This window comes from Streptococcus toyakuensis (genome assembly GCF_024346585.1).
GTDB lineage: Bacteria > Bacillota > Bacilli > Lactobacillales > Streptococcaceae > Streptococcus > Streptococcus toyakuensis.
Genome location: NZ_AP024523.1, coordinates 1445120 through 1471094 on the forward strand (window position 1 = coordinate 1445120; position 25975 = coordinate 1471094).

General features: G+C 40.0%; 22 protein-coding genes and 1 pseudogene. 1 reads left to right on the forward strand and 22 read right to left on the reverse strand.

Translation table 11 applies throughout. The features are described 5' to 3' along the window. Window positions 1-95: 95 nt before the first annotated feature. On the forward strand, window positions 96-266 hold the full coding sequence (locus STYK_RS07460) for a DUF3042 family protein (RefSeq protein WP_001051780.1): 171 nt from the start codon (window positions 96-98) through the stop codon (window positions 264-266). Between the two features lie 50 nt (window positions 267-316). Here STYK_RS07460 and STYK_RS07465 read toward each other — a convergent pair whose 3' ends face one another. The 22 genes and pseudogenes from STYK_RS07465 to greA all read right to left on the reverse strand — a co-directional run bounded on the left by STYK_RS07465 (window position 317) and on the right by greA (window position 25958). After that, window positions 317-1156: a thymidylate synthase gene (locus tag STYK_RS07465; protein WP_261804795.1), complete on the reverse strand. Its 840-nt coding sequence runs from the start codon at window positions 1154-1156 to the stop codon at window positions 317-319. 96 nt (window positions 1157-1252) lie between these two features. Further along, window positions 1253-2212, reverse strand: coding sequence for an ROK family glucokinase (locus tag STYK_RS07470; RefSeq protein WP_261804796.1), 960 nt, complete (start codon window positions 2210-2212; stop codon window positions 1253-1255). A gap of 110 nt (window positions 2213-2322) precedes the next feature. Continuing rightward, on the reverse strand, window positions 2323-3015 hold the full coding sequence (locus tag STYK_RS07475; protein ID WP_261804797.1) for an excalibur calcium-binding domain-containing protein: 693 nt from the start codon (window positions 3013-3015) through the stop codon (window positions 2323-2325). A gap of 49 nt (window positions 3016-3064) precedes the next feature. Then, complete coding sequence (locus STYK_RS07480; protein WP_261228773.1) at window positions 3065-3682, reverse strand: alpha/beta fold hydrolase; 618 nt, start codon at window positions 3680-3682, stop codon at window positions 3065-3067. After that, on the reverse strand, window positions 3683-5404 hold the full coding sequence (gene pabB, locus STYK_RS07485) for an aminodeoxychorismate synthase component I (protein WP_261804798.1): 1722 nt from the start codon (window positions 5402-5404) through the stop codon (window positions 3683-3685). Between the two features lie 79 nt (window positions 5405-5483). Further along, window positions 5484-11411, reverse strand: a pseudogene (locus STYK_RS07490) (ZmpA/ZmpB/ZmpC family metallo-endopeptidase). Window positions 11412-11413: 2 nt separating this feature from the next. Further along, entirely contained in the window at window positions 11414-11977 is a 564-nt protein-coding gene (locus tag STYK_RS07495) for a TIGR01440 family protein (RefSeq protein WP_261804799.1), read from the reverse strand. A 114-nt stretch (window positions 11978-12091) separates the two neighbouring features. Next, window positions 12092-13783 (reverse strand): cache domain-containing sensor histidine kinase, encoded by a 1692-nt coding sequence (locus tag STYK_RS07500; RefSeq protein ID WP_261804800.1) that lies wholly within the window; start codon window positions 13781-13783, stop codon window positions 12092-12094. Beyond that, a complete protein-coding gene (locus tag STYK_RS07505) occupies window positions 13780-14517 on the reverse strand; it encodes a response regulator transcription factor (protein ID WP_000222622.1) in 738 nt (245 codons plus the stop codon). The genes STYK_RS07500 and STYK_RS07505 overlap by 4 nt, the downstream gene beginning before the upstream one ends. A gap of 70 nt (window positions 14518-14587) precedes the next feature. Then, on the reverse strand, window positions 14588-15700 hold the full coding sequence (gene msrB, locus STYK_RS07510; protein WP_261804801.1) for a peptide-methionine (R)-S-oxide reductase MsrB: 1113 nt from the start codon (window positions 15698-15700) through the stop codon (window positions 14588-14590). A 9-nt stretch (window positions 15701-15709) separates the two neighbouring features. Beyond that, on the reverse strand, window positions 15710-16273 hold the full coding sequence (locus STYK_RS07515) for a redoxin family protein (protein WP_261804802.1): 564 nt from the start codon (window positions 16271-16273) through the stop codon (window positions 15710-15712). A 13-nt stretch (window positions 16274-16286) separates the two neighbouring features. Further along, window positions 16287-16997, reverse strand: a complete 711-nt coding sequence (gene ccdA2 / locus STYK_RS07520; RefSeq protein WP_261804803.1) for a thiol-disulfide oxidoreductase-associated membrane protein CcdA2 — start codon at window positions 16995-16997, stop codon at window positions 16287-16289. A 166-nt stretch (window positions 16998-17163) separates the two neighbouring features. Continuing rightward, the gene (locus STYK_RS07525) at window positions 17164-17697 is read right to left on the reverse strand and encodes a GNAT family N-acetyltransferase (protein WP_390625127.1); all 534 of its coding nucleotides are present in this window, start codon (window positions 17695-17697) and stop codon (window positions 17164-17166) included. A gap of 393 nt (window positions 17698-18090) precedes the next feature. Beyond that, window positions 18091-18915, reverse strand: coding sequence for an ammonia-dependent NAD(+) synthetase (gene nadE / locus STYK_RS07530; protein ID WP_261804804.1), 825 nt, complete (start codon window positions 18913-18915; stop codon window positions 18091-18093). Next, window positions 18912-20372: a nicotinate phosphoribosyltransferase gene (locus STYK_RS07535; protein ID WP_084886934.1), complete on the reverse strand. Its 1461-nt coding sequence runs from the start codon at window positions 20370-20372 to the stop codon at window positions 18912-18914. The genes nadE and STYK_RS07535 overlap by 4 nt, the downstream gene beginning before the upstream one ends. A gap of 115 nt (window positions 20373-20487) precedes the next feature. Beyond that, a complete protein-coding gene (locus STYK_RS07540) occupies window positions 20488-20976 on the reverse strand; it encodes a DUF6773 family protein (protein WP_261088424.1) in 489 nt (162 codons plus the stop codon). After that, window positions 20966-21175, reverse strand: a complete 210-nt coding sequence (locus STYK_RS07545) for a helix-turn-helix transcriptional regulator (protein ID WP_001107500.1) — start codon at window positions 21173-21175, stop codon at window positions 20966-20968. The genes STYK_RS07540 and STYK_RS07545 overlap by 11 nt, the downstream gene beginning before the upstream one ends. Before the next feature lie 379 nt (window positions 21176-21554). After that, window positions 21555-22283 carry an ABC transporter permease gene (locus STYK_RS07550; RefSeq protein WP_000773485.1) on the reverse strand — a complete coding sequence of 243 codons (729 nt, stop codon included), beginning with the start codon at window positions 22281-22283 and terminating at the stop codon, window positions 21555-21557. Between the two features lie 15 nt (window positions 22284-22298). Next, window positions 22299-23144, reverse strand: coding sequence for an ABC transporter ATP-binding protein (locus STYK_RS07555; protein ID WP_000452051.1), 846 nt, complete (start codon window positions 23142-23144; stop codon window positions 22299-22301). 379 nt (window positions 23145-23523) lie between these two features. Next, on the reverse strand, window positions 23524-23934 hold the full coding sequence (locus tag STYK_RS07560) for a GNAT family N-acetyltransferase (RefSeq protein ID WP_000273893.1): 411 nt from the start codon (window positions 23932-23934) through the stop codon (window positions 23524-23526). A gap of 100 nt (window positions 23935-24034) precedes the next feature. Further along, window positions 24035-25396 (reverse strand): amino acid permease, encoded by a 1362-nt coding sequence (locus STYK_RS07565; protein ID WP_218764246.1) that lies wholly within the window; start codon window positions 25394-25396, stop codon window positions 24035-24037. Window positions 25397-25475: 79 nt separating this feature from the next. Then, window positions 25476-25958 (reverse strand): transcription elongation factor GreA, encoded by a 483-nt coding sequence (greA, locus tag STYK_RS07570; protein ID WP_000818760.1) that lies wholly within the window; start codon window positions 25956-25958, stop codon window positions 25476-25478. Window positions 25959-25975 lie beyond the last annotated feature (17 nt).

Sequence of the window (25975 nt, forward strand, 5' to 3'; positions counted from 1 at the left end):
TTTTCGTTACTATTATTATAACACAAAAAGGTCAGTCAGAAAAATGTGACCTCTTGAGGAGGATGGCTGATTAAGAAGATAAAGGAGGAAGACTCATGGCTAAAGGATTCGCTAAAGGTCTTGTAACAGGTGTCGCAGGAACTGTCGCTGCAGTTGCAGGTGCAGTATACGCATTTAAAAAGAAAGTGATCGAACCAGAAGAACAAAAAGCAGCTTTCATCGAAGAAAATCGTAAAAAAGCAGCTCGTCGTCGCGTATCACGTTAAGAAACAAAAGAAGTTGGGATTCATTGTCTCAACTTCTTTTTTCTTTTCTTTTAAATAGCTAGGTCAAACTTCAACTGCGGCTTGACAGGGTCATAATCAACCAATTCAAAATCTTCTGCTTTGATATCAAAGAAATTAGTCCCATCAGGAACATTCAAAACCAAACGTGGTTGGCAGTCAGACGGTTCACGACGAAGCAATTCCTGAGCTTGTTCAAATTGATTGTCATAGATATGGAGATTGTTGATAAAGTAGAAGAATTTCCCAACCTTCCAGCCGAAATGCTTGGCAATCATCATCTGTAAAGCCACATACTGCATAGCATTGATGTGGTGGGCCACTAGCATATCGTTAGAACGCTGGGTCAAGGTCGCATCCAGATAGATTTCTCCATCTACTCGACGGACATCAAACATAGTTTGAAATGCACATGGAAGTAGTCCATCTGTTTCCTCAAAGGCCTGATAATCCCAAAGTGAGATGATATTTCGGCGGTTCCAAGGGTTGGCTTCTAACTGCTTGAGAAGTTTATTGATAATGTCGTGTTTCTTAACGACCGCCCCGTAACGCTCACCAATAGTTCCCGTATCTCCCACTTCCCAGTCATTCCAGTAGTGAACATTGTACTTGCTATTCAGAACCTCTAGGCTATTAGACTGGTCTTGGTAAATCCAGAGCACTTCCTTGATGGCGGATTTGATAGCAATAGGACGCAAGGTTGTGATGGGGAATTCCCCCTTAGCCAAGTCATACTCTGCAAAGGCACCCGTTACATACTTAGAGTTGGCAACTGTTCCATCCTTGTACTTAGGACGAGCCTGCTCTGAGAAAACACCTTCCTTTAGAATGCGTTCAATATTCTCTTTAAAAATCGTGTCTGCTTTTGTCATTTACTCTCACCTCATTTATTTCCTAACTAGTATAGCATAAAAAAGAAAAGAGGAACATTACTAACTCTAGGTTAGCATTTTTCCTCTTTTATTATTTTATTGCAATACAAGTGATGCTGCTCCGATAACCCCAGCGTCATTTCCTAGAGTTGCAAGAGCTAATTTAGTGGATGTGCGTACTTGTGGGAAGCTATTTTCGTCATAGACTTTTTGAACACCTTGTAGAAGGAATTCTCCTGCAGCTGATACACCACCACCGATAACGATTGTTGATGGGTTTAGGATTGATCCAATGTTAGAACAAGCGATTCCCAAGTAACGTGAGAAGTTACGGTAAACAATCAAAGCAAGGTCGTCTCCTTCTTTTGCAAGGTCAAAGACAGTCTTAGCGGTTACTTCTTCTCCATTATCAATCAAGCGTTTCAAGGCTGCATCGCCTTCGTATTCATCCGCATAACGACGAGTCAAGTTGACAATCCCTGTTGCTGAAGCAACTGTCTCAAGGCAACCTTTCTTACCGCAAGTACATGCGATTGGTTGGTCAAAGTCAACAGTGATGTGGCCAAGCTCCCCTGCTGCACCAGCAACACCGTGAAGCAATTTGCCATCTGCAACGATACCGCCACCAACACCAGTACCGAGTGTCATAAAGACAACGTCTGGTTGGTTATCACCAGCCCCCATCCAACGCTCACCAAGAGCTGCCACGTTGGCATCATTATCGATGAAGAATGGAATACCCAAGGCTTTTTCAATCTTCTCTTTGATTGGTTGAAGGGTTTTCCAGTTCAAGTTGTAGGCACCGATAACAGTCCCTTTTTCACGGTCAACCACACCTGGTGATCCCATTCCGATACCTTGGAAGTCTGCTGCTGCCAATCCAAGCAAGTCCAAACGATGTTGAATAGACTCAATCATATCATCAACGATATGACTTCCCTCATCCAAAATGTTAGTCTTGATAGACCATTTTTCTTGGATTTCTCCTGCTGTTGTCAAGATTGCAAATTTGATAGAAGTTCCACCAAGGTCAATCCCAATAATCTTTTGACTCATCATATTCTCCTTTTCCATTGTATAATAATTGAAAATGCTTACAGCACTAGTATAACAAAATTCATTTACTTATGCAAAGGTTTGCATTAACTTTCTAAATTTTATCTGATTTATGGTTTCCAGAGACCTGAAGCATCTACGTAGTAACGTCCATCATCAACTCGCTCATTCTTAGCCATTTTACCATCTGATTTCAGATAGTAATTTCCTTGCCATGTACTATAAGTATACGAACCATCTGATTTCAAGTAATACCAAGCTTGATAAGAATCATCATAAATCCATTCACCTTGTGCCATTTTACCGTTTGATTTCAAATAGTAATTTCCTTGCCATGTACTATAAGCATAAGAGCCATCTGATTTCAAATAATACCAAGCTTGATAGGAAGTATCATAAATCCATTCGCTCTGTGCCATCTTACCATCAGATTTCAGGTAATAGCTTCCCTGCCAAGCATTTTTCACTGGATTTCCATTTCCATCAAAGTAGTACCAAGAACCGTCCTGCTTAACCCATCCACTTGTTGTTGCTGAACTTGTGTTGCTTTGAGCCGTAGTTGCTTGTTTTGCTTTGAAAGCACCCTTAGGAGCATTCTTCAATTCGCAAGCCACACCATCATGATCTCGGTCTAACTTGGCAGAATAACCAGGTTCTCCCTCGTGAATATCCGAATAGCCATTCGCCCAAGCTTCCTGACAGCTAGAAAAATGAATGTCTTCTTCTGCTAACACAGGCTGTGAAAACAAGGCTAAAACTGGCAAGGTTGCCAGACTCATTTTAAAAAATAGACGTTTGTTCATTTCTTTCTCCTATAGGAATGTTATCGATTTCAATATTATTTTATCAAACTTATTTCAGCAATTCAAGGAAACTTCTGGTCTTTTCTACAAACTCCTTTGGTTTTTCCTTATTCAAGACATGAGGACCGTCAGGGATAATCTGAAATTGGGATTCTGATATTAGTTTATGAAGACTTCTCATAGAACTAAGATTCGGTTTATCTTTGCTACCACAAATTAGCAAGGTTGGATAGGGGCAAGTCTTTGCAATCTCCCTTAAATCAAGTGTTTTTAATTCTTCGGAAATACTAACCATAAGAGCCTTATCTGCCCCCTGTTTTTCAAATACCCTTTTGGGAAGCAATTTAAATATCAGCAACTGAATGTAAAAAGGGATATTGCCAGCTAGTTTCAATGGACAGCCTGACAAAACCAAGGCCTGAAGATTTGGCAAATCGTAACTTGACAGCTCTAATGCAAGTGCAGCTCCTAAGGACAAACCGATTAGGACAAAAGGTTCTGTCTCCTCTGACAAGTGCTGATAAATGCGCTCCTTAGCTTTTTGATAGCTACTAACTCCAGAAGGAAATAACTCGATAGCCTCAGAAGGATAATCTATCAGTAGATTCCGAACCTCTTTCCAACTATCTACTGACTGCCCTAAACCGTGTAAAAATACCAGTTTCATCTAGTTCTCCTCTAGGCTTAATTCATACAAGCCTCTCACTGCATTACAGCCGTAAGCAGCTTCTGCTTGGCCCAAGTCTTTTAAGGTCAAGACTTTCTCTTCTACTTGTCCTATTTCTAGTAAATGCTGACGATAAATTCCTGGTAAGATTCCCAGTCGGATAGGCGGTGTGTAGAGTTTCCCAGAAATTTTCAAGATCAAATTACCAATAGAGGTTTCAAGAAGTTCTCCAGACTTATTGTGGTAAATGATCTCTTGTTCCCCTAGGCTCAAATGTGGTCTATGAGTCGTTTTAAAATAGGTAAATACTTGCTGTAAATCCGCTTCTTGCAGACAAAGTTGAGCATGACAGAAGCTAGGACTAAGAGGTGTTAAGGTTTGGCGACTGAGTTCTATCTCTCCAGACTTGTCGAGACTGATTCGTAGACGATAATCTTGATTAGCTTCACAAGTCTGACACTCTCCCTCTATCTTTTGTTTCAAGTCTTCTGCATCAAAAGGATATGCAAAATATCGACTTGCCTTTCTCAGTCTTTCTATATGTTGCTCTTCAAACAGCAGTTGTTTTTGGCTGATTTTCCCAGTTGTAATCAGTTGGAAGCGAGCTTGTTTACGATAAAGGACTGCCGCCTTTTGATGAACCTCTCGATATTCAGATTCCCAAGTGCTATCCCAAGTAATGCCACCACCCACTCCATAGATGGCTTTCCTTTGATGCAGTTGAATGGTCCGAATGGCAACATTGAAAATCCGGCGCCCATTTGGAAGCAAGAGACCAATCGTTCCGCAGTATACTCCTCTTGGTTGTGGCTCCAAGTCCTTAATGATTTCCATAGTCGCAATTTTCGGTGCGCCCGTTATGGAACCACAAGGAAAGAGAGAACGAAAAATGGTAACCAAGTCCATATCTGGTCGCAACCGACTCTTGATAGTCGAAGTCATCTGCCAAACGGTTGAATACTGTTCTACCTGACACAGACGCTCAACATGCTCACTGCCCACTTCAGAAATACGGTTCATGTCATTGCGCAAGAGGTCCACAATCATCATATTTTCAGAGCGATTTTTAGAATCCTGCTCCAACCAACTGGCCTGTTCAAGATCTTCTTGGTCAGTTACCCCACGCTGAGTCGTTCCCTTCATTGGTCGCGTTGTCAACTCGCGGTCATTTTGCTCAAAAAAGAGCTCTGGGCTCATGGAAATCACTGCCATTTCATCATGTTCAACATAGGCATTGTAGCCCGCCTCCTGCTCTACTACCATACGATTGTAGATGGCAAAAGGATCGGCACTCAAGTTCTGTTTAAGTTGGACAGTGTAGTTGACCTGATAGATGTCACCCTGCCGCAAATGATGGTGAATCTGAGCAATCGCCTTTTCATAATCCTCTGCAGACGTCACTTCCTGCCAATTTGAAGGCAAATCAACCTCATCATAAGTCAGAGGAATAGGGGATGTTTCTACCCTATCATGAACTGTAAAATAAAGCAGGTACTCTCCCAGTAGAGGAGCCTTATGAACTGCTAATCTCTCCTCAAAAGCAGGTGCAGCCTCATAGCTGACATAGCCCACCACATAGTAGCCCTGCTCTTGGTAGCTTTCCACTTGTGCTAGCAAGTCCGCCACTTCTGCTAAATCTCTCGTTTTTAACTCTTTGATAGGCTGGGTAAAGATGTATCGCTCCCCCAAAGCCCTAAAATCAATCACTGTTTTTCTATGCATATCCTAAGTATAGCATAAAAAGGTAGATCCAATCAAGATCTACCTTTTTATCATTTTCTGGCTATTAAATTACTCTTGATTATGCTTTAGTGAATAAATCACCAGCAAATCCATCTGATTTCTGCAAGAGTTGTTTGTAAACTTTTTCTTTGAGTGCAACTGTTTGGTTTGAATTACCCGCTTTAAGGTCATTTTCAACAGCTTTGTTGAACAATTCTTGGAGTCCTGCATAAGTTGAAATTTTCTGTCCGTCGATTTCAATTTCGACAAATCCTTTTTCTCCTTTAGCTTTGACTTCCTTGAACCATTCTTTCTTCCACTCTTCTAGTGTGTGGAATTTACCACCAGACACTTTCTCAATGATAAAGTCATCACCAAGACCCGGTCTACCAGCTGCTTTAGATTCTTGTTTATACTTGTTAGAAGCATATCCGACAAATCCATTGACATATCCGAAGTAACCCCACATACGGAATGTATTATGTTTGAACGAGATAGAACCTACAGCACTTTGACTTGTATTACCACCGTAAATTCCAGCCATCATACTTACAGTTTGATATGCCGTATCAAAACCTTCAGCACGATAATGTTTATTACCAGGCATATTATGCTTAGTCACGTAATTACCATCTACAAGGTCATCAATACTTGTCAGTTTCTTCTTATTCTCATCCTCATTTAGATCACGAAGTAAATCCCATTGGTGTGGTTGTCCAACTAAACCGTTTCGATCAGCTTTTTCACGCCATTTCTTGTCCATCTTCTTGAACCACTTATTGTTATCTCCGTTATTCTTCGCAATAACCGCATCAGCTTCTAAATGGTCAAGCATCATTAAAGCTTCGTTATAGTTCTTCATGTAATGGTCAATTTTAGCTCGACTATCAAGCAAGTTCGGATTGTAGTTATACCATTGGTTTCCATCATTTTTACGCTCATACGCCATATTTAGACCCAATGCGCCATAATCACCATTAGAACTTGTTACCGCAGGCGATTGTAACATACCTTGAGCAAAGGCTTCAACGTCTGTACCTTCACGATGTCCCCAACCACCTAAATAAGCCATACGGTCATTGATATGCGTTGTTTCATGAGTAAAGGCTGATGTACCAAAATCACTAATCATACTTGACCAAATATAGTACACGGCTTCTGAGTTTTGAGGTCTATCAAAGATATATGCGTATGCACCCATGCCATTATCACCGTGCCACTTACCAGTTGGACCATAGAACTCACGAATTGGAGCATAATCACCATTCTTCGTGTGACCCATTCTATCAACCCATCCACCTGGCGCACCATGGTTATCCCAGATAGCCGATGGCACCATGTTTTCAGATTTCAACAACTGATTACGTACATTATCAGCCGCCAAGCGAGACCAGAAGTCTAAGTAGTTGATTTGTTCTTGTGCACGTAAGTCAATTTCTTTCTTGAATGCTTCACGTTCAGCTTCTGTATTCTTACCATATTTCTCAAACGCACTAAATGCTAGTGTATTGTATGTTGAAATCAAGAACATATGAGCTTTCTTTGTAGTCAGAAGTGGCAAGATATATTTGCTATGTTCGCCATTGTTTAAGTTTTCATATAAACGATATTTCTTGTCCGCAAACAATGGATTTGATGATTGTTTCTCAACGACATAGTTTGTATGTGAAACAGCTTTCTTATACCAGGTGTTAATATCAGTTTCGTTTGTGAATAAACGCATATTATAGTTTAATAAACCGTTCAACTCACCAATACCAATCGTTCCACCGATCGTTTCTCGATAAGCTTCTAATGTTCTGTTACCTTTAATGTTATTTTCTCTAGAACCGATCTTAATCAAGAAATCTAAGATATTTACATTCTTACCATAGAAGTCAGGTTTGAACATCATAAGATCTTTCATTGATTTTTCGTCGTATTTAAATCCATAGTAACGATTTAGATAAGTAAGACCCATCATAATTTTCGCTTTGTTTTCGTCTACTTTCTTAACAAGAGCTTTCATTGCAGCTTCGTCACCATTTAATTGGTGGTCTTCATTCTCAACTAAAGCTTTCACAAGTTTATCAAGGTTTCCTCGAACTTCTTCAAAGTTTTCTTCAAGGAACAAGTTACGAATGTAATTGTTCTTATGATTGTCACTATTCTCAGCTGGTTTGTTACGTTTGTCCATTAATGCACGCACTTCAGGTGAAATCAATTCGACACTTGCTAATTTTTCTTTCACATCAGCAATTAGTTTGTCACGATTCTTATCCACCATATTTGGTGTGTAAACAATGCCATCTAGACCTGTAATACTATATTCACGAACTTGTGCTACGTTTGAATCCTTAGAAGCAACCGTCATTTCTTCTTTAGTACCATCAGCGTAATGAATCATTATTTTATCAACACTTGATAAGTCAGTCACGAATTGACCATCTTTCATACCAGTTACAGATAATACTTCAGTCGTTAATAATTTAGAACCAGCAGGAATTTTATTTCCTTGATTGATAATCCATTCTTTGTTGTAGAACGGTTGAAGTTTTTCCACATTTCGGTAAGCAAGTTCACGTTCTGCATTATAATCTTGAATCTCTTTATACGTATCAGATTTTGGGAGATTATTATTTAACTTATCTACTAATAATGTTGGAGCTTCAAAATCTTTAGATGTAATATCGAAACTTTCTAATCTTTTATCAGCTTCTTCTTTAGAGATTTCTTTAAGTTTGTCCGCATTTTTTCTTGTCACATTACCAGTAGCTTCCCCAGCTACGCTGACAACTCTACTTAAATAAGGGAACCCAAAGTCATCATCTCCAATATCACCTGAACCATAAAGTTTTTCAGCGTTAGTTACTTTTACATAACTAATAACATCTTCTAAAAATCCGTATGGCCAGTTTTTAGTAATAACTCCACCTGTCTCTACATTGTTTTTCAAGTTAATTGACCCTTTTGCTACAGCTTTTTTAATATGTCCGTTAGCTCTTACATCCATTGGGTCCATACCCCTATCAAGTGTTGAAACTAAAGCTGAACCACGAGCTCTTTCACCAGTGATTTCTACATCTGTATAAACTCTTTCAATGTTTGCTTTTCTTTGATTGTTAACTAAACCAGAAATACTCCAACCTTTTTTACCTTCTGTGCGAAGTTTTCCGATAACAGAAACATTTTTCATTTTGCTTCCATTATTTAAATTATTAACAACTCCAGCTACATCATTACCACCAACAATACTACCCGTAATTTTAACATTTTCAATTGTCGTATTTGTAGCATCTTTTGCAAGTGTCGCTATTTGATCCGTACCTGGTTTATTTATATTCACGTTAGAGAAAATTAAATCTTTAATTGTAGAATTTTCAATAACATCAAATAATGGATTGCTTAAGTTATGAATAGCAAACCTATTCCCATCAGTACTAGTTAACGTACCTTTAAATTTCTTAGTAATATAAGATTTTCCATTTGGTTTAATATTAGTAGCATTTAAGCTTTGTCCAATTTTATATTCACCTTCTGGGTTATTTTGAATAGCTTCAACCAATTCAGCGAAATCATAGTAAACATTATCCACTTTTGGTTTTGGTTTAGCTATATAATAAACATACTCGTTAGCTAATTTCGAAGAATCTGTATGCTGAACTAAATCAGGCGCAGTTGCAGTAACTTTATATAAAGTTTCCCCATCTTTAACCACTTCTTCTATCTTATCAACAGCAAGTCTTGTCACTTTGTTGTCGTGAGTTGTTACACGTAAATATAATGGAGCAAGATCAGCTGGTTTCTCTGTCAGTAAACTAGTGTCTGTTTCGTTACCGTCAGCATCCACACTCATCAAGCTTGTTTCTTTGATGTTTTTGATTTCAACTTTTTTGAGGTCAATTCTTAGCGGTTCTTCTTTCAGAACTTCTTCCTCATCACCCTCACCACGGTCATAAACCATCTTAGTTTCAAGTTTATAATCCTTGTAGTACTGCAAATCTGTCAAGGTAGTTGTCAGGTCGTCTGGCGAAACATTCAAGGTTTTCACAATCTCATCACCCTTTTTCAGAGTTAGGGTGATAGATTTAATGGCTGCCTTACTTGGATTTTCTAGACTATACTTAACATCTGAAGTCCGTTTCAAATCCTTAGGTTCAACTGCAGTGATGGTCAATACTGGTTTTTCAAAGCTCTTGGTACCACGTTTCAAAATTTTGTCTTGAGGTGCCTCAAGGATTTCCTCTGTAACTTTTGGAGCGTCTTCTGTTTTAACTCCTTTGATGGTGTTAAATGTCTTGGTGATTTTTTTCTGACCTTCTTTTCCTTCTTGAGCTACAACTTCTAAGCCTTTTTTCAGTTGGTCATCTTCTTTAACAACTTCCTTAAATGGAATCTTTTCAAGACTTTCTTCTACCAGAGTTCCTTCAATTGGTTTTGTCCCACGACTTACCTGTTGGTTTACAGGCTCCTTGGTAACTTCTGTGCTAGTTGAAATAACTTGGTCAGTTTTAACACCTTCTACTGTTTTATAAGTTGTTTTAGTAACTTGACTACCTTTTTCTCCATTTCTTACGACAGTTTCTTCGTCCGTATACTTGGTTGGATCCTCAGTCGTTTCAGTTTTGTAGTCTAAATCTGTAGTCGATGTTTCAACAAGGGTTCCCTCAGTTACTTTGTACTCAGGTAACTGTTCTTGTACAAGGGCTTGACCTTCTTTGCCTTCCTCTTGGGTACCTTTTGCTTCAACTGGAGCCTCTGGAAGTTCCGGTTGTGTTAAGGCTTGACCTTCTTTGCCTTCCTCTTGGGTACCTTTTGCTTCAACTGGAGCCTCTGGCAATTCAGGTTGTGTTAAGGCTTGACCTTCTTTGCCTTCCTCTTGGGTACCTTTTGCTTCAACTGGAGCCTCTGGCAATTCAGGTTGTGTTAAGGCTTGACCTTCTTTGCCTTCCTCTTGCGTCCCTTTAGTTACTTGGTAAGTTGGTTCAGCTTGTGGGGTTGGAGTTGGGGCAGGTTGCACCTCTTTCTTCGTTCCGACTGCAATGACCTGTGAAACAGGATTTTAAACCACTTGGTCTTCAATGACTTCTCTAACTTCCTGACCATTAACGATTGATACTTTGGTTACAAGGCGACGCTGACCATTTACTCCGGCTGTGACGATACGAGTCTGTCCTTCTACTAGATTCGCATCTGGGCTTGTGACTGTTTCAAACGGAATCTCGACCAAGCTCTCTTCCTGTCTAACCTGAGGCTTCTCAGAAACTGGTTTTTCTTCAACAGCAGGAGCAACTGGATTCTCTACTACAGGTTTTTCGATGACAGTTTCTGGAGTGACAGCAGATCTTTCTTGAACTACTTCTGTTTTCTCGATTTCATTTGTATTTTGTTTTTCTACTGGCAACTGAGGCTTCTCAGCTGAAACTGGTCTTGATGGATGGAGTTCTGCTTCCTTAAAATATCCAATGTATTCATAGCCATCAATGTGGATAATCCCTTCAGCCAAGCCCTCATGTGTAGAGGCCGAAATAGTTTGATTATAAGAAAGCAATTCTTTATTTTCAAACGCAAATATTCCATAAGGTACAAAAGTGCTAGCTCCTAAAGAACCAATCAAGAGAACACCTAGGACCTCTTTGTGACCTTTTTTAGACACCAAAAAGACTGCTAGCGAAGCTGTTGCCAAACCAAGGCCTGCCAAGGCTAATTCTTTACTTCCTGTGTAAGGAAGTTGTTGACTGTTAGTTGCCTTCTTGCGATAAACTACATAAAGAATATCATCATCTTGAAATTCTGTTGGAACCTCATGGTGAATCAGGGCTTTTTCAGACTCGGTCAATTCCTGCTCCGCCAAATAACGGTAATGAACACTATGAGCACCTCCAACTTCATTGGCTTGAACCTTATCTACTGAAAGGGTAGCAGCACCAAAAAGGAAGGCCCCAATGGCTACAGGACCTACCCCAACAGTTAGCTTACGAATCGAATATTTGGTAATCTTTTCTAGTTGTTGTTTTGTTTTTCTCATTTTCACGACTTTCTAATAGAATCTTGTGGATAATGCGCACGCGCACCTCCGATTAATTTTGGACGACTTGCAAGAGCCGTTACATGGGCATGCCCAATCTCTCTCAAAAGAGGGCGAATCGGAACCTGAACATGCTTGACATGCATGCCAATTGCAGTGTCTCCGATATCCAATCCAGCATGAGCCTTGATAAATTCAACCTCAACTGGATCCTGCATAAACTTGAAGGCTGCTAATTGACCCGAACCTCCTGCATGAAGAGTAGGAAGGACACTAACTATTTCCAGACCAAACTGTTCTGCCACCTGACGTTCAACGACGAGGGCCCGATTGACATGTTCACAACCTTGAACGGCTAGATGAAGTCCATTTCCTTCTAGGATATCTAGGATGGTCTTCACAATGATTTCCCCAATTTCTTGGCTTGATTCCTTGCCAATCTGACCACCTATCACCTCACTAGAAGAAAGGCCCAAAACAAAAATGGATCCTTGCTTCAAATTGGCCTTTTCTAATACATCTTTTACAATCTGGCTTGTGTCTCTTTGAATGTCTTTTTCCTTCATACTTGATACCTCTTTTGTCATTATCTATCATATCGTTTTTTCTACGTTTTAGCAAGATAGACAACCTAGAAAGCTTGCCCAATTACGCATAAAACTCCCAGAATTGACTGGGAGTTAGCTAGTTTCTATTCTATTTATGTATATTTCAACCGTCGTTCCTTTGTCAGGTGCAGAATTGATCTTCATCTGGTAATCTTCTCCAAAATGAAGTTTGAGCCGTTGATCAACATTTTGAAGACCAACCCCCCCACGTTTGAGTTGACTTTGACTGCTATCGCTAGTAGCTTGGAAACCAACGCCATCATCCTCAATGCGGATGACAAGCCCTGTATCCTGTCTCTGAACAGAAACTTTAATATGGCCCTGACCTTCCTTCTCCTTAATACCATGGTAAAGGGCATTTTCCACAAGAGGTTGCAACACCAACTTGGGTAAGACTAGGTTACCAAAAGCAGGATCTTCAGCAATCTCATACTCCAGCTTATCTCCATAGCGTTGTTTCTGGATAAAGAGGTACTGGCGGACATGGTTGATTTCGTCAGACAGGCAAATCAAATCTTTACCCTGATTGAGCGCCAAGCGGAAGTAGGTAGCCAAGGACTTGGTCACCTGCACCACACGCTGACTATCCTGAAATTCAGCCATCCAGATGATGGTGTCCAAGGTATTATAAAGGAAATGCGGATTAATCTGGCTCGATAGGGCTTGAAGTTGGTACTGACGGGTCGTTTCTTCCTGCCTGCGAATAGCTGCCATCAGCTGATCAATCTGATCCAGCATGGCATTGAACTGACGAGACACTTCTCTCAGTTCATAGGCACCATCTTCCTTGGCACGCAGATTCTGATTACCAGAAGCAATCTCCAGCATGGTTTCTCTCAAGTCATTCAGAGGAGCAATCCAGCGTTTAAGACTAAGCCACACCAAGCAGAGACAGGCAAGAAGAGATGTGAAACTGGCTCCAAGCAAGGTCCACAAGAGTTGATTCCTAACCTTGTCTAACTTCTCCAACGAAGACACACCAAGCACCGTCCAATCAGTTCCAGCAATCCTTTCCTGACTGACGTAGGATTTGTGATCTGGAGTATAGCCCTGCCCTGTCTCAATGTAGGGTTTCATAGCCTCCATTTCGCTAGACGAACTATAAACTGTGTGTTGAGGATGATAAACAAATTCATGGTTTTCATTGATGATAAAGGCAAAGCCCTGCTGCCCCAACTGGAGTTGGTTAAGATAGGCTTCCAGAGTTTCATAGGAAATATCCAAACGAAGCACGCCCAGATTAGCTCCCTTTGCATCAACAAGTTCTTGAGTGACAGAAATGACCCACTGACTATCTAATTTACGAGCTGGTGTCAAAACTGGCTTAGCCCCCTGATGAATGGCCTTTTGATACCATTCTTCAGCCATCATATCTGAGGAGGTTTTCATTTGCACACTATCATCTGTAGAAATGAGCTGACCAGACTTGGTTACCAGCACAACAGCTTTCAAGTCCTGGTCTGACTTTAAGATGGTCAAAAACAGATCTCGAATTCCCTTGACCTTGTCTTGACTGGGATTCTCAGCATAGGATAAAACATCTGCCTGCTGGGTCAAACTAGTCGACGTGGTTTCTAATTTTTTGATATAAGACTGGATAAAGTGGCTAGTCTGACTGATAGTCGTCTGGCTATTGCCTTCAATGGTAGCCTCAATAGCTGAAGAACTAGATTGATAGTAGAAAGTCCCAACCAGAGCTAGGAGAATAAGAAAGACCAGAAAGATGGAAATAACCATTCTAACTAGGAGAGAAGAACGCTTCATCGACCTTCCCCCTTCTTAAACTGACGAGGTGTCACACCTGCAATCTGTTTAAAACGTTGGGTAAAATAGTTCATATCTTCAAAGCCAACCTTTTCGGCTATCTCGTAAATCTTCAGATCTGTAGTTAAAAGCAAGAGCTTGGCTTGTTTGACACGTTCTCTCACCAGATAATCCTGAAAAGGCAGGCCTAACTCTTTCTTAATCAAAGAACTCAGATAAGTCGGACTAAAGCCCAAGTCACTGGCCAAAGACTTTAAACTAAATTGGCTATCAGCCAGATGAGACTGGATTTTCTGGGCCATATTTCCCTCAAACTTATCGATCAATAAATCTTGTAATTGCTCTTCCTTTTCTTCCTTATCCAACTTTTGCTTGATTTTCCCCAACATTTCCTCGATATCCTGACGAGAAAAGGGCTTGAGCAGATAGTCATCCACACCTAGTTTAACAGCAGACAAAGCATAATCAAAATCATCGTAGCCTGTCAAAAAAACTAGATGCACCTGAGGATAGGTTTCTCTGACCAGACTGGCCAACTGGATGCCATTTAGCTGAGGCATATTGATATCGGTTAAAATGATATCTGGCACCTGCTTTTGTATCAATTCCCAAGCCTGTCTTCCATTTTCAGCTTGACCGATGATTTCCATATCGTAGGCTGCTACATTGACCAGTTTGGTCAAGCCTTGTCTTACCAGATATTCATCTTCTACGATTAAGATTGTATAGGTCATGCTTCTCTCCTTTGTCACTTACTAGTATCAGTATAGCAAAATTCTCCTCTAACTGCTTAGGAAAGCCCTCTTAATCAACATAATCTAGTAAATAAGCGTAGCCTTTTTCTTCCATTTGGTTTTTGGGAATAAATCGGATAGAGAGACTATTGATACAGTAGCGCAAGCCACCCTTGTCCTGTGGGCCGTCCGTAAAGACATGGCCAAGGTGAGAATCTCCAACTCGACTCCGCACTTCCATGCGCGTCATATTGTAGGATTTATCTTCCTTGTAGGTAGCAACATCTGGACTGATGGGTTGGGTAAAACTAGGCCAACCACAACCAGACTCAAACTTGTCCTTTGATGAAAAGAGGGGTTCGCCAGTTGCCACATCCACATAGATACCGGATTCAAATTTATCCCAGTAGCGGTTTGAGAAAGCTCGTTCTGTTTGATTTTTCTGGGTAACTGCATACTCCTCAGGTGACAAGGTCTTTTTCAATTCCTCATCACTTGGTTTGGGATATTTGCTGGCATCAATGACGGGATAGGCCGCCTGATTGACATTGATATGGCAGTAGCCATTTGGATTTTTCTTGAGATAGTCTTGGTGGTAATCTTCTGCCACTACAAAATTCTTCAAGGCCTCCTTTTCAACTGCCAAAGGTTGATCGTATTTCTTAGCCACCTCATCAAAGACTTGGTTAATCACCTCTAAATCCTTGTCATCTGTGTAATAAACACCAGTACGGTACTGTGTCCCCACATCATTTCCTTGTTTATTTTTGCTGGTTGGATTGATAATACGGAAATAATGAAGCAGGATTTCCTTGAGGGAAATTTGATTAGCATCATAGGTGACATGGACTGTTTCTGCATGCCCTGTTTGGTTGATCAATTCGTACTTGGTTGTTTCCCCTCTACCATTTGCATAGCCTGAAACGGCATCTGTCACTCCGGGAACGCGTGAGAAGTATTCCTCCACTCCCCAGAAACAACCTCCAGCCAGATAAATTTCGTGTAAGTCTGCATCTTTACTAACTTCTGTTTTTTTCACTGTTTTTCCTCCTTGGCTAAGTGCCGCTTTCTCAATTTGCGAGCTATCTGTCCGTCCTGCATTTCGCATCAATAGAAAATAGAAACCGGTTATGGCTAGGAAAAAAATCCCTGCCAAGACAAACAATTTTACTTTATCATTCATGACCTTTCTCTACCCCATTTCTTTCAATTCTTTTAGAATCATATCCTTGTCCATAAAACCTGGTTGCGTTTTTACTAGCTTACCTTCCTTGTCTATAAAGGCTTGAGTTGGATAAGAACGGACACCATAACTTTCCAAGAGTTTACCTGATGGATCAATTAAAACTGGAAAATTTTTATAATCTAAGCCCTTGTACCAGTTCTTAAATTCAGCTTCCGCTTGTTCTCCCTTGTGCCCAGGAGATACCACCGTCAAGACCACATAATCATCACCAGCTTCTTTAGCGATTTCGTCTGTATCTGGAAGACTGGCTAGACAGATGGAACACCAAGAAGCCCAGAATTTGAGATAGACTTTCTTGCCCTTGTAATCAGACAAGCGGTAAGTCTTGCCATCTACTCCTGTCAGTTCGAAATCAGCAACCGCCTGACCTTTAGTAGCAGTTTGTGAACTGACTTGTTCTGTTGTTGTTTGCTCCTTCATAGTAGCTTGGTCTGACATATTTTTAGCCGAACAGGCTGCCAAACAACAGATTGAGCCTACTCCAAGAAGACATGTTTGCCATTTTTTCATTTCTTTTTCCTCTCTATTCAAATAATGTAGTCAAAATGGAAGCATTTCCCAAAAGCACCAAGATTCCCATCACGATAATGAGGAAACCACCCACTTTTTTGAGGGTTCCGAGATAAGGATGGAGTTTTCGGAAATGTTTCAAAACATAGCTGGAGGCAAGAGCTAGAACCAAAAATGGTAGCGCCAAACCCAGCGTGTAAATCAACATGAGACCAGCTCCCTGCCAAGCACCTGAACCACCTGAAGCCGCCAAGGCCAAAACAGAGCCCAGAACCGGCCCCACACAAGGCGTCCAAGCAAAACTAAAGGTCAATCCCAGTAAAAATGCCTGACTATAGCCCTTACCCTTTTGCCCCTGTCCCTGTAATTGTAGCCTTCTTTCCTTGTAGAGTCCCTTCAAATGTAAGACTTCCATCTGGTGCAAGCCCAAGAGAATGATCACCGCACCCGTCACATACTGAAACCAAGAGGCATACAAAAGGTCTCCTAAAAAACCAGCACCATATCCCAGTAAGATAAAGATAAAGGAAATCCCCGCTATAAAGGCCAGAGTTCTCAATAGACTAACAAGTGAGATTGAAAATTTTTCGCTAGAAGCCTGGGTACCATCTTTGTCATCCAACAAGACCCCTGCATAGACCGGTAACAAGGGTAAAATACAAGGAGAAAAGAAGGAAAGAATTCCAGCAAGAAACACACTGATAAAAAAGATTATATTATCCATCGCCTTCCTCCATTCTTTGATTTGATAGGACTATTATAGCCCCAAAACTCAAGGAAAAACAGGGACAATGATAGGGAAAAATAGGAATTTAATCAGATTATGTAAAAAATGTTGCAAAAAAAGCCAGACAAAGCCTGACTTTGATGGAAACTGAAAGGAAAATTCACTAGTCTTCCCTACTTATCTGATAATAAATAAGGTCCGCAAGATAGCCTTTTCTCTCTACACCATTGCTAATAGTCTTTAGATAGGACATTCCAGCCTTCTCCATGACACGACCTGAAGCTGGATTGAGACTGGCATATCGAGCTCTAACTTTTTGAAAACCTGCTTGAGTAAAACAGAAGTCCAAGACAGCTTTCAATGCTTCTGTCATAAACCCATGTCCCCAGTAAACCTTGCCTAGCACATAGCCAATTTCACAAGAAGAATCATTCTCATCTATTGCAACGATGCTGATATCTCCTATTACCTGCTCCGGGTTTTCTTTGAGACAAATGGCCCATTTGTAATAGTTGGGATTAGCATAGGAAACAACCCAATTTCGGATCGAGTTTCGAGTCACCTCGACATCAGAATGAGGATCCCAGGTGACGTAGGTTAGATTCTCAGCGGATGAAGCCCAATTTTGAAACATGGCTTCCGCATCACTCTCCACAAATCTTCGCAAGATTAAACGATCTGTCTGTAATACTTGCATGATACTACCTCGCTTTCTGATAGATGATTCTCTGCCCAACCTCAATTTAAATTTACTTTGCTTTTGAATTTCAAGGCTCAATCTAAAAAGGTCCCCGGACCTCCTCGCTTATTTATTTCCGTGCTCGGGGTAAAAAAACTAAACTCAGTAACAGCTAGAAAACAAGTTTTTACTCTAGTTCCTTGATGCAGTCGCTGTCTGGTTTGAAATACGCTCTAGCAAGCTTTTTCAAACCTAGTCATCGTTGCGGGGGTGAGACGACGAAATCGAACTCTTCAAGTTACCGGACCTTCTCTCACTTTCTTATTTCAAGGTGAGAGACTGAAAACCTCCACTGGAGGTTCCTCGTTTTCCCGTTTCTAGACTCGGGCTAAAAAGGTCCCCCGGACCTTTTTACTCCCAAAAGTCATCAAAAATTGTGATTGGTAGGTGGCGTTTGTGTTGGCCTTTGTGCCACCAGTTTTCGATTCTTTCTTGGGCTTCTGAGCTGATTTTTTTGCCTTCTAGGTAGTCGTCAATCTCTTCATAAGTGACTCCGAGGGCCACTTCGTCAGCTAGACCTGGTTTATCTTCTTCTAGGTCTGCCGTTGGGATTTTTTCATAAAGGGCTGGGTCTGCACCAAGTTCCTGTAAGAGTTGTTTTCCTTGGCGTTTATTGAGGCGGTAAAGAGGGAGAATATCTGCACCCCCGTCACCAAACTTGGTAAAGAAACCTGTGATATTTTCCGCAGCATGGTCTGTTCCAATGACCGCTCCGCTATGGGAACCAGCAAGGGCATACTGAGCAATCATACGGCAACGTGCCTTGATATTCCCCTTGTTGAAGTCTGAAACAGGACTACCTGTCGCTTCAACTGCAGCTGTCATAGCATCAGCAGATTCCTTAATATTGACAACTAAACTGATATCAGGCTGGATAAAGGCTAGTGCTTTTTGAGCATCTGCTTCATCGGCTTGCACTCCATATGGCAGGCGGACAGCGATAAATTTGTAGCTGTCATCTCCCGTTTCAGCTCGCAGTTCTTCCATAGCCAGTTGAGCCAATCGTCCTGCTAAAGTTGAGTCTTGTCCTCCAGAAATTCCTAGTACAAAGGTTTTTAGGAAGGGATGTTTTTTCAGATATCTTTTTAAAAAATCAATGGAACGACGGATTTCTTCCTGGGCATCAATCACTGGTTTGACACCCAGCTCTTGGATAATCGTTTCTTGCAAACTCATTCTTCTTCTCCTTCACCAAGGGCTTCCTTGCGCATTTTGTCAATCAAGTCCATCTTGTCTTGCCATACATCACGCGCCAAATCCACTGGATAATGCTGAGGATTGAGCACGCGCTTGTACTCATCCCAAAGCTTGTCAAATTCCTTACGAGCATAATCCTGAATCTCAGTCAAGCTAGGCAAATTGTAAATCAATTTCCCATCTTTAAAAATATCCACCAAGAGAGGCACAGCGTCAAAATTACGAACGGTCTTCTTGATGTAAGTATAGGTTGGATGGAACATCTTGATTTCTGTCATGCTGGCAACATCTACGCCATCATAAGTGACATAGTCTCCTTCTGACTTGCCTTTTTCACGACTGGTAATGCGCCACACCTGCTTCTTACCTGGCGTAGACACTTTTTCAGCATTATTTGACAGCTTAATCGTATTGCGCATGTTCCCATTTTCATCTTCGATTGCAACAATCTTGTAAACTGCCCCAAGAGCTGGCTGGTCATAGGCTGTAATCAGCTTTGTACCCACTCCCCAGACATCAATCTTGGCCTTTTGCATCTTGAGGTTGAGGATGGTATTTTCATCTAGATCATTAGAAGCATAAATCTTAGCCTCGGTAAATCCAGCCTCGTCCAGTTGCTGACGAACTTTCTTGGAAATGTAAGCAATATCCCCAGAGTCAATCCGCACACCCATAAAGTTAATCTGGTCCCCCAACTCACGCGCCACCTGAATGGCAGCTGGTACACCGATGCGAAGGGTGTCATAGGTATCCACAAGAAAGACGCAATTTTTGTGGGTCGCAGCATAAGCCTTGAAAGCTTCATAATCATTGCCATAAACCTGTACCAAGGCGTGGGCATGGGTCCCCAAGACAGGAATGTCAAAGAGTTTACCAGCACGCACGTTGCTAGTTCCATTGGCACCACCAATCACCGCTGCTCGTGTTCCCCAGATAGCCGCATCCATTTCTTGCGCCCGACGTGTTCCAAACTCCATCAAAGGTTCATCTTCGATAACCGAACGAATACGAGCTGCCTTAGTAGCCACTAATGTCTGGTAGTTGACGATGTTCAAAAGGGCCGTTTCGACCAATTGACATTGGGCTAGAGGGCCTTCCACCTGTACAATCGGTTCATTAGCAAAGACCAAGTCCCCTTCTTGGGCAGAACGAACGGTCAACTCCAACTTGAAATTGCGGAGATAGTCCAAGAATGCCCCATGATAGCCTAGCGACTCCAAATAGGCAATATCACTATCTGAAAAACGCAGGTCTTCAAGATAACTCACAATCCTTTCCAAACCAGCAAAAACCGCATAGCCGTTCTTAAAAGGCTGTTGGCGGAAATACACCTCAAAGACCGCCTTCTTGTTGTGAATCCCTTGGTCAAAGTAAACCTGCATCATATTAATCTGGTACAAGTCCGTGTGCAATGTCAAACTATCATCTGGATACATACTTTTCCTACTTCCTTAGCTAGAAACACATGAAAATTTTCAAAAACTTTCATGTATTCCAATAAATTAATACTATTATATCACATTTTAGCTGGATTGAGAAAAGAGTAACAAGCTATTCTCCACTCTCCAGTTCATCCATATCTTGTTCAAACTTTTTCTGAGCCCATTCTCCATAGCTCTTAAGACCAAGATTGCCAATAAAGACCCAGGGAAGGTAAATAACATAAGTAATGACCCAAGCAGATAGGTATTTACCGTTCAAAGGATTGTGCTGATAAATTTCTATATTGAATTGATAATTCTGTAACATCAAAAGAGTCGTAATCGCCAAGGTTAGGAAAAAACAACCCAAAATCGTAAAATGAAAACGACTATAGTAGGTCACTCCCAGATAACGGGCACGATTGAAAAAGAAGAAAATTCCTACTATCAGAGTATACACTAGAAAATTCGGATTAAAAAGAGATGGAGCCAACACTGCCACCAAATAGCTTAGAAGTACAAGCCCAATAAAGAGTGAAAAAGACTCTGCCCCAGCTTTATTGATTAGTTGTTCTTCTCTTTCGTCAAGTAATTGATAATGAATGAATTTATTTACCATCTTCTTCCTCCCAAAATAATTGATCTAGGGTTTTCCCTAAACATCTGCAAATGGACTGGCAGAGCGATAGACTGGGATTGTATTTTCCCGCCTCTATCAAACCAATAGTCTGGCGCGTCACCCCAACAGCCTCTGCCAGTTGACCTTGTGTTAAATCAAGCTCAACACGAGCTAATTTTAATTTTAAATTTTTAGCCACCTGCGTCCTCCTTATAGTTTTAATACTCATCTACTCTTAAAAAATCCAAAACCAACACAAGCTGTCAGCTATTTATTATAACCTCATTAATTAGCACTCCAATATTATCTTCAGCCTAAAATCAGTATGTTGGATTGTTTGAAATAAACTTCCTAGTTTGCTATTTGATTTTTGTTTTAGTATTAGCTTTAGTAGGGTCTTTTAAACGAGTTTTGATTGCTTGTATTTCTTGTTTAGTTGATTTCATATCACTATTATATAATGCTTTTGGAAATGAGTCTAGCATAAGACAAAAACGTGTACACAACAAGAGCAGGAGCATACTAAGATGACTGATTTTTTACTGTATTTTAGGTATGCAAAATAATACTAAATGAAACTAAAATGAATACTTCTTGCTTTTATTGAGAGTGAAAAAGTACAATAAAATGATTGTAGTGATTACCACAAGATACTGACTAATAGACATCGTATTTGAATCCACAAATACAGGTAAAGAATAAAAAGGAAGAAGTTCAATTGCTTTGATAAACAAATCATTACTAGTATTCATCATAATCGTATTTAATATATTAGGGATAAAGAGTAGTAAAGCTACTAAAATACCAAATACCAAGCCACTTTTAAATTTGTATAAATAGAAAATGTAAGATAATAGAAAATAAAATAGGACTAACAAAATTGTATTGACTACAATGGCTACTATAAAATCTAATCCTAAATCACCTGGAACACCCAATTTACTTACGATGACTAGTAGCACAATGCCATTCAAAGCATAAATAATGGAAACTGAGATGGCATATAGAAAATTAGACAAGACGTAAATCATCCGATTCTTCTGTTGATTATAAAACAAACTTACCGTATTGTGGGAAAAATCTCTACTAATGACTCGGTTAGCATGTATAACAGCCATTAACATACCGAGCATAGCATAAAAGTTTGAAATATGCTTAATACCAAGCGATGTCCCTTGAGTCTTTAGAATAAAGAATGTAACCAATATCGGCGGTATAAACGAGATAATCAAACCAAGATATATTACGCCTGATGAATATAAATCCCTTATATTTTCCTTAAGAAAATTCAATTTATTTAATTTCATGATTATATCCTTCCTTTATTTTGAACGATTTAGATAAATATCTTTAAGCGTCTCTTTTTTAGTTTCAAAATCAACTACTTTAATAGAGTTTTCGTTAAAAAATTTAAAAAGCTCACTACTTTGAATATTCCCAGACATAGTAATTCTCAGTCCCTGTTCCTGAACAATATCCCCAAATTCTTGTTTGGTAATGAAAATGTCTCTATCTGTAGCTGATGAAAAAGCTATCTCAAACAAGCAATTATGACTATCTTTTCCTACTTTTTGAAATGTCAAAAGCCCGTTCTCCAAGAAAAGAACCCTCTCACAAATTTCTTCAATATCTTCTAATTTATGACTTGATATTAAAATTCCCACATTTTCATGTAAAGCTAAATTTTTTAGAACCGCTAAAACTATTTGTGATGATTCAATATCTAAACCATTAGTCGGTTCATCTAAAATTAATATATGAGGTTCCGTAACGAGAGTTAGAAGCAAAGCTAATTTTTGTTTTGTACCCAAAGAATAGGTCTTTACTTTTTTATTAATAGACTGAGTCAAATCTAACTCTTGGATCAAACTTCCAAATCTTTCTTGATTGTAGTCAACACCATATAAATTTGACAAATATTTTAAATTCTCTAAACCTGTTTTAGATAAAAATAATTTTGGTTCTTCGATTAAATACCCAACATTATCACTACTTATAATATTCCCTGAAGTCGGTTGATTATTCTGAACAAGAATTTTCATCAATGTACTCTTGCCAACTCCGTTTCTCCCTACTAGACCAACAATTTCACCCTTGTTAAGTGCAAAATTTATATCTTTGAGAATGATTGAATGACCATAATGCTTACTTACATTTATAACTTCCATTTTTTATTCCTCCATTAATATTCTTGGTTTTCTCTTTGATTCTCATTAATTTTAAAAAGTTGCGCCTCTTTTTAACAACATTATATCATATATCTAACTTAATGCAATATATAAATGTCATTTTGTAAAATTTTATTAACAAAAAACTCTCTACCATAAAAATAGAGAGTGTTAAGTTTAAATATAGGATTTCAAAATATCGACAACATCACTTCTTTTCTTAACCTTATAGACCTTGATTCACAATTCTCAGCTGCGATTGTATTGTCCTCACTATCACCTAAAAAGACACAATTTGTAGGATTTAACTGATATTTATCGAGAATCTCCTCCATACTTATGTCAAGCCCCCTCTTTGCTTTATGATTTCATATTCTCCTTACAAATCTTTTTGGTAATAATATCTTTGCCCAATGTAGGGATAGTCTTGTAACCTAAAGACTTCCTTGTAGCCATGCATTTTATAAAAATCTGGAGCTTGAAACTGGTAAGTATTGACAAAAGCAAAACGACAGTTTCGATTCTTAGCTTCAGTTTCTGCTTGCTGCAATAGTTTTGAACCGATTCCTTGTCCTCTCAGTTCCTCTTTCACAAATAAATACTCGATTTCTAGCCAATTTCCAAAAGTCTCTGCTATCAAACCTGCCAGGAGATTGCCCTTTTCATCTTCGACATAAAGATTAAGTGGCTCACTTTCAGCTTCTTCTCTTTTTGAACGGTTATAAGCACGAATCAGATTTCCTATTTCTTGTGATTTATGGGATTCCTTGTTTTCCAATCTAAAGTACATCTAAATCTCCTTAAATACTGTTACAGCTTGATTATAGTCTTATTTCCAAAGACTGTCAAACTAGCAAAAACCCACCAACCTGAGTTGATGAGTCCTTAATTTATTTTCTAAATTTCCACTGGCTATAAATCCCGAAACCGATAATCCAGATAGCTGAACCTATTGCTCCTACAAATGTAGACTCTTGTAAAAAGAGGGTTACAAAGACAAAGGCAAAGAAGAGCATGGTTAAAGGATTTAGGAAACGATAATGGGGCATGAGATAGCCATCCGCCATAAAGTCTGGTGACTTGCGGTATTTAAGGTGAGCCACCATGATCAAGATATAAATAGCGATATAGACACCAGATGACGAAGCCGTAATCAATGCAAAGGCATCCGAAACACCTGGCAAGACATTGATAAAGGCTGCTAGGGCAATCAAAACCGCTGAGGCAATGATGGCATTTTGTGGCACGTTATGACGAGAAAGAGTATCTGCCTTGATAGCCTTTAAGAATGGATTTGGCGAATCATGGGCAATCTGATACAAATGACGACCGGTTGAATAAAGGGTTGAGTTAAGAGCAGATGCTGCTGATGTCAAAACGACAAAGTTAATCAAGGCTGCCGCCCACTTGACACCGGCCAATTCAAATACCGTAACAAAGGGAGAATCAGCCGATGCAAGCTCACGCCATGGAATGATAGCCATGATGGCTAAGAGGGCACCACCGTAGAAAAAGGCGATACGCAAAGGAATTTCCTTAACGGCTTTTGGCAAGACCTGACGTGGATTTTTGGTTTCAGAAGTCGTCACCCCGATAAATTCAATCATGAGATAGGCAAAGAACACCATCTGAAAGGCCATGACAAAGTTCACTCCACCATTTGGAAAGAGAGAGAAATTGTCGGCAATATTGGCTAAACTTGCTACTCCATGGGGTGTCTTAAAGCCTGTCAAGACCATAAAGACTCCTGTTGCAATCATAGCTAAAATAGCCACAATCTTGACCATCGCAAACCAAAACTCAACTTCCCCAAAGAGCTTCACCGCAATCAGATTGACCAAGGCTAGAATGGTCAAAAATCCAATCTCAATCATCCAACTCGGCCAAGTTGGGAACCAAAATTGCACATAATGTGCGATAGCAGTGATTTCCGCCATACCGATAAAGACAACAGATAACCAGTAAGACCATACTGAGAAATAGCCCCAGCCCTTACCCAAATGGCGCGTGATAAAGTTGATAAAGGTATGTTGCTCAGGATCTTGGTAAAGCATTTCCCCAACCGCACGCATCATGAGGAACATGAAAGCCCCTGTAATCATATAAATCAGTACAATGGAAGGACCTGTTAGGCTAATTGAGCGACCCGCTCCCAAAAAGAGTCCTGTTCCGATTGTTCCCGCAATGGCCATAACCTGCACGTGACGATTGGTCAGACCACGCTCCATCTTATTTTTCTTCTTTGAACTCATATAGTCTCCAATTTCAATTCAATTTAAAATGGAAAAAGGAGTGAGTGAAGCGCACAGCCTCCCCACTCCTTTTTTGTTTTTAGGCTGTTTTTTCAACCTTTAAGATTTTTACATCATAGCTACCAACAGGTGTTTCAATGGTTGCTGTGTCACCTGTTTTCTTGCCAATCAAGGCTTGTCCAATTGGGCTTTCATTTGAAACCTTACCTGCAAAGGCATCCGCACCAGCTGAACCTACGATAATATAAACTTCTTCTTCGTCCTCACCAATTTCTTGGATGGTGACTGTTTTACCAATCGCTACTTCGTCCTGGGCAACTGCGTCGCTATTGACGATTTCAGCATAGCGGATTTTTGTTTCCAAGCTAGAGATTTGTCCTTCAACAAAGGCTTGTTCATCCTTAGCTGCTTCGTACTCACTGTTTTCTGAAAGGTCACCGTATGAACGGGCAATCTTAATGCGTTCTACCACTTCTGGTCGACGGACCAATTTCAATTCTTCTAATTCTTTTTCAAGTTTTTCCTTTTCCTCAAGGGTCATAGGATATGTTTTTTCTGCCATTTTTCTCAACTTTCTTC

Bases quoted from the DNA above. Each gene is read 5' to 3' on its own strand.
- STYK_RS07460 (WP_001051780.1), top strand. From the start codon at position 96: ATGGCTAAAGGATTCGCTAAAGGTCTTGTAACAGGTGTCGCAGGAACT.
- STYK_RS07465 (WP_261804795.1), bottom strand. From the start codon at position 1,156: ATGACAAAAGCAGACACGATTTTTAAAGAGAATATTGAACGCATTCTA.
- STYK_RS07470 (WP_261804796.1), bottom strand. From the start codon at position 2,212: ATGAGTCAAAAGATTATTGGGATTGACCTTGGTGGAACTTCTATCAAA.
- STYK_RS07475 (WP_261804797.1), bottom strand. From the start codon at position 3,015: ATGAACAAACGTCTATTTTTTAAAATGAGTCTGGCAACCTTGCCAGTT.
- STYK_RS07480 (WP_261228773.1), bottom strand. From the start codon at position 3,682: ATGAAACTGGTATTTTTACACGGTTTAGGGCAGTCAGTAGATAGTTGG.
- pabB (WP_261804798.1), bottom strand. From the start codon at position 5,404: ATGCATAGAAAAACAGTGATTGATTTTAGGGCTTTGGGGGAGCGATAC.
- STYK_RS07495 (WP_261804799.1), bottom strand. From the start codon at position 11,977: ATGAAGGAAAAAGACATTCAAAGAGACACAAGCCAGATTGTAAAAGAT.
- STYK_RS07500 (WP_261804800.1), bottom strand. From the start codon at position 13,783: ATGAAGCGTTCTTCTCTCCTAGTTAGAATGGTTATTTCCATCTTTCTG.
- STYK_RS07505 (WP_000222622.1), bottom strand. From the start codon at position 14,517: ATGACCTATACAATCTTAATCGTAGAAGATGAATATCTGGTAAGACAA.
- msrB (WP_261804801.1), bottom strand. From the start codon at position 15,700: ATGAATGATAAAGTAAAATTGTTTGTCTTGGCAGGGATTTTTTTCCTA.
- STYK_RS07515 (WP_261804802.1), bottom strand. From the start codon at position 16,273: ATGAAAAAATGGCAAACATGTCTTCTTGGAGTAGGCTCAATCTGTTGT.
- ccdA2 (WP_261804803.1), bottom strand. From the start codon at position 16,997: ATGGATAATATAATCTTTTTTATCAGTGTGTTTCTTGCTGGAATTCTT.
- STYK_RS07525 (WP_390625127.1), bottom strand. From the start codon at position 17,697: ATGCAAGTATTACAGACAGATCGTTTAATCTTGCGAAGATTTGTGGAG.
- nadE (WP_261804804.1), bottom strand. From the start codon at position 18,915: ATGAGTTTGCAAGAAACGATTATCCAAGAGCTGGGTGTCAAACCAGTG.
- STYK_RS07535 (WP_084886934.1), bottom strand. From the start codon at position 20,372: ATGTATCCAGATGATAGTTTGACATTGCACACGGACTTGTACCAGATT.
- STYK_RS07540 (WP_261088424.1), bottom strand. From the start codon at position 20,976: ATGGTAAATAAATTCATTCATTATCAATTACTTGACGAAAGAGAAGAA.
- STYK_RS07550 (WP_000773485.1), bottom strand. From the start codon at position 22,283: ATGAAATTAAATAAATTGAATTTTCTTAAGGAAAATATAAGGGATTTA.
- STYK_RS07555 (WP_000452051.1), bottom strand. From the start codon at position 23,144: ATGGAAGTTATAAATGTAAGTAAGCATTATGGTCATTCAATCATTCTC.
- STYK_RS07560 (WP_000273893.1), bottom strand. From the start codon at position 23,934: ATGTACTTTAGATTGGAAAACAAGGAATCCCATAAATCACAAGAAATA.
- STYK_RS07565 (WP_218764246.1), bottom strand. From the start codon at position 25,396: ATGAGTTCAAAGAAGAAAAATAAGATGGAGCGTGGTCTGACCAATCGT.
- greA (WP_000818760.1), bottom strand. From the start codon at position 25,958: ATGGCAGAAAAAACATATCCTATGACCCTTGAGGAAAAGGAAAAACTT.